The sequence below is a fragment of the Rhizobacter sp. P5_A1 genome, from assembly GCF_056400745.1.
Window position 1 is genome coordinate 198016 of sequence record NZ_JBFUKR010000006.1, and the last position, 11920, is coordinate 209935.

Below are 11920 nucleotides of genomic sequence, written 5' to 3' on the forward strand. Positions count from 1 at the left end.
ACACCGAACAGGGCGCAGAACCGAAACGGTCCCAACGACGTCCTTTCCGAAGGACTTCAAAGCCCACCCGCTCACGCGGGTGGGCTTTTTTTTGGCCGCCAGGTCACCACAGCACCATCTGCGTGCAACGAAACAGCGCCATCTTGCGGTTCTGTTCGTTGAACACCGTCGCCGACCAGACCTGCGTCGTCCGGCCCAGGTGTTCGGCGAGCGCCTCGGCGCGCATCACGCCGCTCGTCGCGGTGCCGAGAAAATTGCTCTTCAGCTCGACGGTCGTGAAGCCCTTCGCCCCCTCGGGCAGGTGCGCGATGGTCGCGTAGCCGGCGCAGGTGTCGGCCAGCAGGATCACGCTGGCGGCGTGCAGGAAACCGTTCGGCGCCATCATCCAGGGCTGGATCGTCAGCGCCATCGCCATGCGGCCCTCCTGAATCTCGGTCACGCGCACGCCATAGCGGTCGGGCAGCGTGCCGACCTGGCGCGCGTGAAAGCCTTCGATCGTGGTCTCGGGACGCAGCATCGCCTTCGCTCCTTCAGTACTGCGCGCAGCATAGCCATGCGGCGCGGGTTGTGCTGGCCGCTCGAATAGACTGCTCGGCTGATCCGCCACCCGTTGCCGAGGAGATAGACCATGGGCGCACCCGAAGCCTTCACCGCCACGACCGAAGTCGGCCACTTCATCAACGGCCGCCCGGTGCCCAGCACCGGCGGACGGCGCCAGCCGGTCTGGAACCCCTCGACCGGCGCGGTCGCGCGCCAGGTCGCGCTGGCCTCGGTCGACGAGGTCGCCGCGGCGGTCGCTAGCGCGAAGGCCGCGTTCCCGGCCTGGGCCGACATGCCGCCGATCCGCCGCGCGCGCGTGATGAACAAGTTCCTCGAGCTGCTGAACCAGCACCGCGACACGCTCGCCGCGATGATCACCGCCGAGCACGGCAAGGTCTTCACCGACGCGCAGGGCGAGGTCACGCGCGGCATCGACATCGTCGAGTTCGCGTGCGGCGTGCCGCAGTTGCTGAAGGGCGACTTCACCGACCAGGTCTCGACCGGCATCGACAACTGGACCCTGCGCCAGCCGCTCGGCGTGGTCGCCGGCATCACGCCGTTCAATTTCCCCTGCATGGTGCCGATGTGGATGTATCCGGTGGCGATCGCCTGCGGCAACACCTTCATCCTGAAGCCGAGCGAGCGCGATCCTTCGTGCTCCGTCTTCATGGCCGAGCTGCTGACGCAGGCCGGGCTGCCCGATGGCGTGTTCAACGTGATCCAGGGCGACAAGGTCGCGGTCGACGCGCTGCTGACGCACCCCGACGTGAAGGCGCTCTCGTTCGTCGGCTCGACGCCGATCGCGCAGTACATCTACGAAACCGGCGCGCACCACGGCAAGCGCGTGCAGGCGCTCGGCGGCGCGAAGAACCACATGGTCGTGATGCCCGACGCCGACATCGAGCAGGCGGTCGACGCGCTGATCGGCGCCGCCTACGGCTCGGCCGGCGAGCGCTGCATGGCGATCAGCGTGGCGGTGCTGGTCGGCGACGTCGCCGACAAGATCATCCCGAAGCTCGCCGAGCGCGCAAGGGCGCTGAAGGTCAAGAACGGCATGGAGCTCGACGCCGAGATGGGCCCGATCGTGACCCGGCAGGCCCTCGAGCGCATCGAAGGCTACATCGACACCGGCGTCAAGGAGGGCGCAAAGCTCGTCGTCGACGGTCGCGGCCTGAAGGTGCCAGGCCACCCCGAAGGCTTCTTCACCGGCGGCACGCTGTTCGACAACGTCACGCCCGAGATGCGCGTCTACAAGGAAGAGATCTTCGGCCCGGTGCTCGGCTGCGTGCGCGTGCACGACCTGAAAGAAGCGGTCGAGCTGGTCAACGCGCACGAATTCGGCAACGGCGTGGCCTGCTTCACCAGCGACGGCAACGTCGCGCGCGAGTTCTCGCGGCGCATCCAGGTCGGCATGGTCGGCATCAACGTGCCGATCCCGGTGCCGATGGCCTGGCACGGCTTCGGCGGCTGGAAGCGCTCGCTGTTCGGCGACATGCACGCCTACGGCGAAGAGGGCGTGCGCTTCTACACCAAGCAGAAATCGATCATGCAGCGCTGGCCGGCAAGCATCGCGAAGGGTGCCGAGTTCGTGATGCCGACGGCGAAGTAGCCGCCGCCGGCGCGGCCGGCTCGTTTACTTCAGGTCTTCATGCAGGCACAGGATGTTGCCCTCGGTATCGACGAACCACGCGGCCTTCTCGGCGCCGAGCACGCAGACATGCTCGACCGTCTTCAGCCCGGGATAGTCGTAGTCCTCGAAGGCGACACCGGCGCGCTGCAGTTCGGCGATGCTCGCCGCGATGTCGGGCACCTGGAAGCTGACCGCGGTGTGGTCGGCCTTCGTGCCGCCCTCCTTCGGGAACAGCGCCAGCGTCGCGCCGCCGCAGTCATAGCTGAACTTGCCGTCGGCCTGCAGGCCGATCGGTCGCAGCCCGAGCCGACCCTCATAGAACTGCCGGGCGCGGGCCAGATCCTTGACCGGCAACATCGTCGTCACGTGAGCATGTGTCAGCATGATCGTCTCCTGTCGAGTGCGGTGATGCATTCTGCGCCGCCACCGGCGGCTTGAACACTCGCTCCAGGACGCTAGAGGCGCTCGGCTTCCGCCTCGCGCGGCTGCCACTTCATCAACCGTTTCTCGAGCCTGCCGACGATGGCGTCGAGCATCAGCGCGAACACCGTCAGCACCAGGATGCCCGCCATCACGGTGTTGATGTCGAACGATCCTTCCGCCTGCAGGATCAGGTAGCCGACGCCACGCGACGAGCCGAGGTACTCGCCCACGACCGCACCGACGAACGCCAGGCCGACGCTGGTGTGCAGCGAACTGAAGACCCAGCTCGTCGCGCTCGGCAGGTACACATGGCGCAGCAGTTGCCGCTGCGAGGCGCCGAGCATGCGCGCGTTCGCAAGCACGACCGGGCTGACCTCCTTGACGCCCTGGTAGACGTTGAAGAAGACGATGAAGAACACCAGCGTGACGCCGAGCGCGACCTTGCTCGCGACGCCGAGGCCGAACCAGACCGCGAAGATCGGCGCCAGGATCACGCGCGGCATGCTGTTCAGCGCCTTGATGTACGGGTCGGTGATCGCCGCGGCCAGTGGGCTCAGCGCGAGCCACAGCCCGCAGCCCAGGCCCAGCACGGTGCCGATGCCGAACGCGAGCACGGTCTCGAGCAAGGTGACGGCCAGGTGCTCGTAGATGTCGGCGTTCGTGACGAACCAGGCCCAGATCCGGCCGAAGATCTTCAGCGGCTCACCGAAGAAGAACGCTGCCTGCCGGTCGTTCTCGAACACCAGCGGAGGAATCAATCCCGGCTTCGTCAGCACGTGCCAGAGCGCGAAGATCAGCAGCAGCAGCCCGAGCTGCCAGAGGCGCAGGTACTTCATGCGGCGAGCTGCTGGCGATAGCCTTTCAGCACCTCGTCGCGCAGCACGCTCCAGACCCCGGAGTGCAGCTCGACGAAACGCGGTGTCGCGCGCACCTCGGCGACATCGCGCGGCCGCGGCAGGTCGATCGCGAACTCGCCGATCGGGTGCGAGGCCGGGCCCGCGCTCAGGCACACGACACGGTCGCTCATCGCGATCGCTTCGTCGAGGTCGTGCGTGATGAACAGCACCGCCTTCTTCCTGGCCGCCCACAGATCGAGCACCTCGTTCTCCATCAGCTGGCGGGTCTGCACATCGAGCGCCGAGAACGGCTCGTCCATCAGGATGATGTCGGGGTCGAGCACCAGCGTCTGCGCCAGGCTCACGCGCTTGCGCATGCCGCCCGAGAGCTGATGCGGATAGCGGTCGCCGAAGCCGCCGAGGCCGACGCGCTTCAGCCACTCGCCGGCCTGCGCGGCGGCATCGCTTGCGCCGCGGAATTCGAGCCCGGCCATCACGTTCTGCGCCGCGGTGCGCCACGGCATCAGGCTCTCGGCCTGGAACATGTAGCCGGCACGCCGGTTGATGCCGGCAAGCGGCTCGCCGAACACGCGGACGGTGCCGGTGCTCGGCGCGAGCAGGCCCGCGGCGACGTTGAGCAAGGTGCTCTTGCCGCACCCGGTCGGACCGACGACGCTGACGAACTCGCCCGCGCCGACCGTCAGCGTCACGTCGCGGACCGCGGTGTAGCGCTGGCCCGGGTCATCCTTCGAGACGAAGGTGCAGGCGACACGATCGAGCTGCAGCGCGGCAGGGGCGGTGTGCGAATTCAGCGAAGCTCCCGGACATTCGTTTGGCTGCGAGTTTAGTGTGCGACGCCGGCTCATCGCGGCCAGGGCGGCTTCGTCGCACGCCAAGCGGTTTCGTCGCAACGCTGGCCGCCGGGCGACACGCGGTCTACGATGCGGCAATCGCCGACCCCAAGGCTCGGGCTGCAGGCGAAACGCCAAGGCAGGAGGCCGTTCGATGCCGCAGTCCGCCCGTCGCGCGAGGGCGCCCACGAGGCCCGTGGCGACAGCCTTGCCGTCCGTCGCGCCCGCGACCGCGGCGCTCGCCCGCTCGCCGCTGGCCACGGTCGTCGCATGCAGCGCGATCGTCGCGCTGCTGCTGTCGACCGAGTACCTGTTCCAGCCTTTCGTCTGGCGCCATTGGCCGGTCGACGAGGTCTTGCTCGGCTGGCTCGAAGTGCTGCGCGACCGAATCGGCGTGGCCGCGATGATCGGCTTGGCGCTTGTCGCGGCGGGTCGGCTGCCGGCGCGCACGTTGCGCGCGCGCTCGGTGGCGTTGGCGGCGGCGATCGTGGCCGGCGCCGCGGCCGGAGAACTCCTTCTGGTCGCCGCAGGCGCACACGGCGCTTCCGACGACGCGACCGCCATGCTCGGTCGCATCGCGCGCTGGGCCATCATCGCGAGCAGCATCGGCGCGATGTGGTTCGTGTGGCGGCGTGGCGCCGAAGCGAGCGAGCAGGCCCAGGCGGTCGAACTCCGGCGCGTCCAGCTCGAGCGCCAGGCCACCGAGGCGCGGCTCGGCGTGCTGCGCAGCCAGATTGATCCGCACTTCCTGTTCAACACGCTGGCCACCGTGCGCCGGCTGCAGCAAGTCGAGCCCGAGCGCGGCGCGCGCCTGCTGGCGCATTTCGTCGCCTACCTGCGCTCGGCGCAACCGCAGGCCGACGGCCACCGCAACACGCTGGGCCAGGAGATCGACCTGACCCGCGCCTACCTCGGCGTCGTCGAACAGCGGATGCAAGGTCGATTGCAGGTGCGTTTCGATGTTCCGGACGAGCTGCGCGCACGGCCCTTCCCGCCACTCACGATCGCGACCCTGGTCGAGAACGCCGTGAAACACGGCATCGGCCCATCCACGACCGGCGGCACGATCGGGGTGTCGGTGCATTGCCACGACGGCATGCTCGAAGCGGTGGTCGCCGACACCGGCGTCGGCTTCAGCGGCGCGAGCGGCAGCGGCATCGGCCTGGCGAACATCCGCTCGCGTCTGAGCACCTTGTATGGCAGCGCCGGCACGCTGAGCTTGCAGGGCAACATGCCAAACGGCGTGCGCGCCGCGCTGCGCATCCCAGCGGCCACGACGGAGCACGCCGCGTGAAAGCGTTGGCGATCCGCCGCCGCTCCCCCGCGGCCGCCACGGCGCAGCTGAATTGGCGCCGTGCGTGGAGCTACGGTGCACTCTGGGCCATCGCCTGCGCGACGATGGAGTCGTTCGCGCTGCCGCTCGGCAACCTGAGTCCCGTCGAATGGCTCGAATTCAATCTGCGCTTGATGACGCTGTGGCTCGTCGCCGGGATCGCTCCGGTCGGCGCGCTGCTGTTGTTCGAGCCTTACCTGACGCCCGCGCGCTTCGCACCGGCGCTGCTGGCCTTTGCCTTCATGGGGACGGCCGCGTGGACGCTCGCCTCCAAGCTCCTGTTCCTGATCAAGCCGATCCGGCTCGCCGAAGGCAGCTCCATGCACGTCTTCTGGGGTTGCCTGTGCTACGGCGGCGTCTTCATCGCGGTGTACCGGATGAGCCAGCGCGGGGAACGCACGCGGGCGCTGCTGGCGCAGGCCGAAATCGCGCGCCTGCGTTCCGAGGCCGCGCTCGACGCCGCCCGGCTGCAGGCCCTGCAGGGACAAGTCGACCCGGTGTTCCTGCTGCGTGCGATGGCCGAAGTTGAACGGCGCTATGCGGCCGCGCCCGCCACGGTCAGTGGCCTGCTCGATCCGTTGATCGGCTTCCTGCGCGCCGCGATGCCGGGCGTGCGCAGCGGCGCCTCGACGCTCGCGGCCGAGCTGCTGCTGGCGATGCAGTATGCGCGGCTCGTCGCCGCGTTCGAGCCGGGACGCAGCGTCCGCGCGATTCGCGTCGACGGCCCGATGCCGGACCTGCCGTTCCCGCCACTGATGCTGTTGCCGATGCTGGATGCGCTCGCCGCTGCACCAGTGGGCGCGGCGCTTGGCGACACTGGCGCGGCGCTGCGCCTCACGCAGCACGGCGGCCACTGCACCTTGACGCTGGTCCGCGCCGGGCTGAGCGCCGACAACACCTGGCTGCCGCCCGAGTTGCTGTACCGCCTGCGGGTCGGGCTGCGCACCTTGTTCGGCGACGCCTGGGCGCTGAATTTGCACGACGGCCCCGGCTCGCCCGCCTTCACGCTGACCCTGCCCCTGTCCCTGTCCCTGCCCGCCGGCGCCGAGCCGGCGAGACAAACGCGCGTCGAGGCGACGCGTTCCCTCCTGGAGACGACCCACCATGGCTGATCGAACCTCTCTCTGCTGCGCCGCCGCTACCGGCGAGATCGACGACGGCGAGCGCCGCCGCGCCTTGCTGGCCTTGCTGGCCGGCCTCGGCCTTGGCGATGCAGCGCTGGCGCAGGACGCCGCGGCCGTGCAGCCGCGCGCCTACCGTGTCGCGTTCGAGAACGACAAGCTGCGCGTGCTCGAGTTCAACAGCCGCCCCGGCATGGCGGTGTGCGGCAACGGCATGCATTCGCACCCGGCTCACCTGTCGATCTCGCTGAGCGCGGCGAAGGTGCGCGACAAGGCCGCCGACGGCAAGACCATCGTCGTCGAGGTCAAGCCCGGCGACATGTTCTGGAGCGAGGCCCAGACGCACGAGACCGAGAACATTTCCGGCAAGGACATCCGTGCGCTGCTCGTTGAATTGAAGCCGGCGGGCGGCGCAAAGAAGACCTGAGGTGCGGCGATGAGCCACCCGTCCGCGCTGATCGCCGAAGACGAGACCGTGCTGCGCGACGAGCTGCGCTCGCACCTGGCCATGCTGTGGCCCGAGCTGCGCATCGCCGGCGAGGCAGGCAACGGCTTCGAAGCGCTGCAATTGCTGGATCGACTGACCCCGAACCTGGTCTTTCTCGACATCCAGATGCCGGGCCTGACCGGCGTCGAGGTCGCCCGCCAGATCGCCGGGCGCTGCCACGTCGTGTTCGTGACGGCATACGACGCGCATGCAGTCGCGGCGTTCGAACAGGGCGCCGTCGACTACGTGCTCAAGCCTTATTCGGTCGAGCGCCTGGCGCTCGCGGTCAGCCGGGTCCGCCAGCGCATGGGCCGCGCACCGGTAGCGCTGGACGGCGTGCTGCGCGAACTCGCCGCAGCCGTGCCGGCGCGCAAGCATCTGCGCTGGATCAACGCATCGAAAGGCCAGGACGTGGCGCTCATCACCGTCGACGAGGTGCTGTACTTCCAGTCCGACACCAAGTACACGCGGGTCGTCACCGCGACCGGCGAGTCGCTGATCCGCATGTCGCTGAAGGAACTTCAGGACGAGCTCGACCCGGCGTGCTTCTGGCCGATCCACCGCTCGACCATCGTCAACGCCAACGCGATCGCCGGCGTGACGCGCGACTTTCGCGGCCGCGTGCTGGTCAAGCTGAAGTCACGCAGCGAGACGCTGCCGGTCAGCGATGCACACACGCACCTGTTCCGGCAGATGTGATTCAGCCGCGCGGTGCGAGCCGGCTCGCCATCACCTGCTCGCCGACCTGGCGCCCCTGCACCGGCCCGGTGTTCACCGCATGCCGGAAGTGATGCGTGAGTGCCCAGCCGTCCATCTGGCGCGCGGCAGCGAGCTGCACGGCGATCTGCATCAATGAGTCGAAGGTGCCTTCGAGCCAGCAGATCGCAAGCTCCGACTGGTCGGCGGTACGCCGCAGCGCCGAGTGCCTTGACCTCGCTGAAGTCGGCCGCGTAGGCGGCACTGTTCACGTCGTACGGCGCCTCGACGCGGTAGGCCGAGTTGCTGGGGATCGAGAACGGCGTCATCCGGTCGCCCAGCTGCACGGCGGCCGCGAAGTCGAACGGCGGCGTGAAGCGATAGTCGCCCGGCGATCGCCGCGAGCGCGGCCGCGTACTCGGTGTCGAGCCGTGCCGTCGCCAGCGGTAGTTCGTGCGCCAGCACGTCGCCTCGACGCGGCGGACTTCTGGCCGATCCACCGCTCGACCATCGTCAATGCCAACGCGATCGCCGGCGTGACGCGCGACTTTCGCGGTCGCGTGTCCGTCAGGCTGAAGTCGCGCAGCGAGACGCTGCCGGTCAGCGATGCGCACACGCATCGGTTCCGGCAGATGTGAGCGCGCGGCCGCGCACATCCACACCGTCGTTTGCCGCGTTCGCACGCCGCAGGGCGCACTCGTCGCAAGCGCAGCGGCACGCCGGTGCGGCGCCCAGACTGGCCGCTCCATCAACGGGAGAATTCGATGCACCGATCTCACTTGAATCACTTTGGCCCGCTCGCCGCCGTAGCCACGGCGGCCTTCGTCACAGCCTGCGGCGGAGGTGGCAGCAGCGATGTCACCGATGGCGGCAGTTCGGTCGCGCTCGCCGCCGACAAGCCCATCGCGCTCGTCTCGCGAGGGCCGAACGTCGTGTCGATCTGGCACGAGATCGCGATCAACACGATCAACGTGCCGGCGTCGCCGACCGGCGCGACGCCGGAAGAACGCGTCGGCGGGCCCGACATCGCGACCGTGCAGCTCGCGGTCTACGACGCGGCGATCGCGATCGCCGGCACGCACAAGCCGTTCGCGATCACGCCGACGACGCCCGCCGCCGGCGCCTCGATGGAGGCCGCGGTCATCGAGGCCGCCTACCGCGTGCTCAAGGGCCTGTTCCCGAGCCGCGGCGCGCAATACGAAGCGGCCTACGCCGCTGGGCTGGCGGGAATCGCCGACGGCGATGCGAAGACCCGCGCGATCGCGATCGGCGCCGAGGTCGCGAGCGGCATCCTCGCGCTGCGCGCCAACGACGGTCGCAGCGTCGCGCTCGCCCCCTACGTGGCGGGCAGCGCGCCGGGCGACTTCCGCGGCGCGAACCCGGTGAATCGGCAGCAGCCGTACATCCGGCCGTTCACGCTGCGCAGCGCGGACCAGTTCCGCCCCGAACCGCCGCCGGCGCTGACGAGCGATCTGTACGCGCGCGACCTGAACGAATCGAAGGCCTACGGCGGCGCCGTCAGCGCTTTGCGCACGCCGGCACAGCTCGACCTGGCGCGTTTCCACACCGAGTCGCCGGCGATCGCGCCGTATCGCAACCAGCGCCGGTTCGCGACCGTCAACATCGAACTGGCCGACAACGCCCGCCTGCTGGCGCAGATGAGCGTCGCGCTCGCCGACGCGGTGATCGGCTGCTTCGACGCGAAGTACCACTACAACTTCTGGCGCCCGCAGAGCGCGGTCCCGCTGGCCGCGACCGACGGCAACCCCGCGACCGATGCCGACGCCGGCTGGACCCCCGTGGTGCCGACGCCGAATCATCCCGAGTACCCGGCCGCGCATGGCTGCGCGACGACGGCGACCGCGGAGACACTGCGCCAGTTCTACGGCACCAAGAAGCTCGCGTTCGACTGGGACAGCACGGTCGCCAGCGTCGCCGACAAGACGCGGCACTACGAATCGACGGACGACCTGCTGCGCGACGTGATCGATGCCCGGGTCTACGGCGGCATGCACTACCGCAACTCCGGCGAGGCCGGCGTGCAGCTCGGGCGCAAGACCGCGCAGTGGGTCGCGCGCTATCACTTCGAAGCGAAGTGATGTCCGGTCTCCGGGCGATCCCGCGTATTCATCCGAGACCGGGCGTGAAGCGCGGGCGGACTGGAAGGGGTCTTCAGATGAACAAGTTGCTGACGTTCGCCATCGTCGCCGGTTGTGCGACGGGCGCCCAGGCCGCGGGGTTCTATGGCTCGCTGACCGTCGACGGGCAGCTGCCCGGCAGGCCGATCGAGATGCAACTGGTCTGCGGCGGGCAGCCTCTCGCATCGACGACGGCCGATCGGCGCGGCTCCTACCAGTTCGGCATCGACCGGTCGGCGCGCGATTGCGTCGTCCGCGTCGGGGACGCCAGCGCGCCCGTCGTGATCTACGCCAATCCGACGCGCTACGACTTTGCGCTGACGCACCCGGGCGGTGCCGCGCAGCTGACCCGGAGATGATCCATGGGCGCCGATTCGAACCATGGCGACCCGCGGCGATTGTTTCGCGCGCGCACGTCGCCCGAACGAACATGGGACGGGTTCCTCACCGACAACCTGAAGTGGGTGATCGTGACTCTGGCGATTCCGCTGGTCGGCGGCTGGATCACGAATCGGCTCGGCGAGCAGGCGGAGCAGCGCGCCTTCGCCGACCGCGTCGCATCGAACCAACGCGCGGCCGAGGACCGCAAGGCCGCCGACGAACGCACGCGGCAAGACGCGCGCCAGCGCGCCTATACCGATCTGATCAACAAGCGTGAAGAGGCCGAGATGGGCGTGCGCAGCAACATCTTCTCGACGCTGCTGCATGACTACCTGGATCCGGCCAAGGCCAACCTTGCGCAGCGTTTGACGGTGCTGGAATTGCTCGCATCGAACTTCGACGAGTCGCTCAATCTCAGCCCCTTGTTCTGGCAGATCGATCGCGAGATCGCGTCGCAACCCGCGGCCTCGCGCGCCGCGCTTCGTGAGCAGCTGGCGAATGTGGCCACAGCCGTCAAGGTGCGCCAGGTCGACGTGCTGGCGGCCAGCGGCGCGAGGGCCGATCTGATGGTCGGCTTCGACAACTTCCGGGATTCACCGTTCGAGGAGCCGTTGCGCTTCGTCGATCCGGCGTCTTCGGCGTCTTCGGCCAAGGGCTGCCTTTTCAAGCTGAGGCTCCTGAGTCACGATGCGTCCAGACACCGGTTCTACGCCGTCGTCACCTCGGACGCGACGGAGGGCGACGCGTCGAGGAACTCCTCCTGTCTCGACAGGACGAAGGAGCCGCCCCAACCGCAACAGTGGAGCTTCTGGGTCGACGAGTTCGATTTCCCGCTCATCTCCTATACCCGGCTGTCGGCCACCGAACGTTTCGCGGTCGTGCTGGTGGCCTACGACGGACAGCAACGGTCCGCGACATTCAGCCTGGTGTTCTTCCCGAGCTCACGCGGTGGCGCGCGCGATCGGCCGTTCATCGACACCGTCATCCAGGCCTTGAACGATGCGCCTGGCGAGCCTGCGCCGCGCACGCCCGGCGGCGCCGCAAAGGAGACGCCGAAATGAAGCCCTTGCTTTCGATCCTCGCGGCGCTGCTCGCCGTCTCGGGCGTGGCGCGCTCGCAGGGACCGGGCACACCCGCCGCGGCCCCCCCGGCAACACAGTCGTTGAAGCTCAAGCTGTTTCTCGCCGATCCGCACGGTACCCGGATTGCCGCCAAGGGCGTGAAGCTGCACCTCAGCGACATGAACGGTTCGGGCGGAACCTACCTGACCGACAGCGGCGGCGAGCGGCACCTGTCGCTCGCGCCAGGCCCGTACATCCTCGATGTCCTCGGGGCAAGGATGTGCTCGTTTGCGCTGACGATCAAGGCCGGTCCGGAGGCCTCTCTGGCACTGCTGATTCCGCTGCAATCCGGCGGGCAATGCCAGGTCGCCAAAGAAGAACCGAAGACACCGGTCGCCGCGGCGTCGGACGCGTCCGGATGAC

The 11920-nt window shown here is 68.8% G+C and carries 15 protein-coding genes; 10 read left to right on the forward strand and 5 right to left on the reverse strand.

All coding sequences use genetic code 11. The features are described 5' to 3' along the window. Window positions 1–103 precede the first annotated feature (103 nt). Window positions 104–517 (reverse strand): PaaI family thioesterase, encoded by a 414-nt coding sequence (locus AC1DTW_RS08915; protein ID WP_477980684.1) that lies wholly within the window; start codon window positions 515–517, stop codon window positions 104–106. 111 nt (window positions 518–628) lie between these two features. Between AC1DTW_RS08915 and AC1DTW_RS08920 the strand changes: the two genes are divergently transcribed. Beyond that, window positions 629–2149 carry a CoA-acylating methylmalonate-semialdehyde dehydrogenase gene (locus tag AC1DTW_RS08920; protein ID WP_477980685.1) on the forward strand — a complete coding sequence of 507 codons (1521 nt, stop codon included), beginning with the start codon at window positions 629–631 and terminating at the stop codon, window positions 2147–2149. Between the two features lie 24 nt (window positions 2150–2173). On the opposite strand, the gene AC1DTW_RS08925 is transcribed toward AC1DTW_RS08920, so the two are convergent. From AC1DTW_RS08925 to AC1DTW_RS08935, 3 genes are all read right to left on the reverse strand, one after another. Next, complete coding sequence (locus AC1DTW_RS08925; RefSeq protein ID WP_477980687.1) at window positions 2174–2554, reverse strand: VOC family protein; 381 nt, start codon at window positions 2552–2554, stop codon at window positions 2174–2176. A gap of 71 nt (window positions 2555–2625) precedes the next feature. Beyond that, entirely contained in the window at window positions 2626–3429 is an 804-nt protein-coding gene (locus AC1DTW_RS08930; protein WP_477980688.1) for an ABC transporter permease, read from the reverse strand. Further along, the gene (locus AC1DTW_RS08935; protein ID WP_477980689.1) at window positions 3426–4295 is read right to left on the reverse strand and encodes an ABC transporter ATP-binding protein; all 870 of its coding nucleotides are present in this window, start codon (window positions 4293–4295) and stop codon (window positions 3426–3428) included. The genes AC1DTW_RS08930 and AC1DTW_RS08935 overlap by 4 nt, the downstream gene beginning before the upstream one ends. Before the next feature lie 181 nt (window positions 4296–4476). Between AC1DTW_RS08935 and AC1DTW_RS08940 the strand changes: the two genes are divergently transcribed. The 4 genes from AC1DTW_RS08940 to AC1DTW_RS08955 are packed head-to-tail and all read left to right on the forward strand — an operon-like array spanning window position 4477 to window position 7920. Further along, window positions 4477–5574 carry a sensor histidine kinase gene (locus AC1DTW_RS08940; protein ID WP_477980690.1) on the forward strand — a complete coding sequence of 366 codons (1098 nt, stop codon included), beginning with the start codon at window positions 4477–4479 and terminating at the stop codon, window positions 5572–5574. Beyond that, complete coding sequence (locus tag AC1DTW_RS08945) at window positions 5571–6725, forward strand: sensor histidine kinase (protein ID WP_477980691.1); 1155 nt, start codon at window positions 5571–5573, stop codon at window positions 6723–6725. The genes AC1DTW_RS08940 and AC1DTW_RS08945 overlap by 4 nt, the downstream gene beginning before the upstream one ends. Further along, on the forward strand, window positions 6718–7161 hold the full coding sequence (locus AC1DTW_RS08950) for a hypothetical protein (RefSeq protein ID WP_477980692.1): 444 nt from the start codon (window positions 6718–6720) through the stop codon (window positions 7159–7161). Before AC1DTW_RS08945 ends, AC1DTW_RS08950 begins: the two co-directional genes overlap by 8 nt. Window positions 7162–7170: 9 nt before the next feature. Beyond that, the gene (locus AC1DTW_RS08955; protein ID WP_477980693.1) at window positions 7171–7920 is read left to right on the forward strand and encodes a LytR/AlgR family response regulator transcription factor; all 750 of its coding nucleotides are present in this window, start codon (window positions 7171–7173) and stop codon (window positions 7918–7920) included. Between the two features lies 1 nt (window position 7921). On the opposite strand, the gene AC1DTW_RS08960 is transcribed toward AC1DTW_RS08955, so the two are convergent. Then, window positions 7922–8071, reverse strand: coding sequence for a hypothetical protein (locus AC1DTW_RS08960; RefSeq protein ID WP_477980694.1), 150 nt, complete (start codon window positions 8069–8071; stop codon window positions 7922–7924). 277 nt (window positions 8072–8348) lie between these two features. Here AC1DTW_RS08960 and AC1DTW_RS08965 point away from each other — a divergent pair, with 277 nt between their 5' ends. The 5 genes from AC1DTW_RS08965 (at window position 8349) to AC1DTW_RS08985 (ending at window position 11919) form a co-directional block, all read left to right on the forward strand. Continuing rightward, window positions 8349–8555, forward strand: coding sequence for a LytTR family DNA-binding domain-containing protein (locus AC1DTW_RS08965; protein WP_477980696.1), 207 nt, complete (start codon window positions 8349–8351; stop codon window positions 8553–8555). A gap of 141 nt (window positions 8556–8696) precedes the next feature. Continuing rightward, entirely contained in the window at window positions 8697–10016 is a 1320-nt protein-coding gene (locus tag AC1DTW_RS08970; protein ID WP_477980697.1) for a vanadium-dependent haloperoxidase, read from the forward strand. A gap of 77 nt (window positions 10017–10093) precedes the next feature. Next, complete coding sequence (locus tag AC1DTW_RS08975) at window positions 10094–10414, forward strand: hypothetical protein (protein WP_477980698.1); 321 nt, start codon at window positions 10094–10096, stop codon at window positions 10412–10414. 3 nt (window positions 10415–10417) lie between these two features. Beyond that, entirely contained in the window at window positions 10418–11497 is a 1080-nt protein-coding gene (locus AC1DTW_RS08980; RefSeq protein WP_477980699.1) for a hypothetical protein, read from the forward strand. A 5-nt stretch (window positions 11498–11502) separates the two neighbouring features. Further along, window positions 11503–11919 carry a hypothetical protein gene (locus AC1DTW_RS08985; protein ID WP_477980700.1) on the forward strand — a complete coding sequence of 139 codons (417 nt, stop codon included), beginning with the start codon at window positions 11503–11505 and terminating at the stop codon, window positions 11917–11919. The last annotated feature ends 1 nt before the right edge of the window (window position 11920 follow it).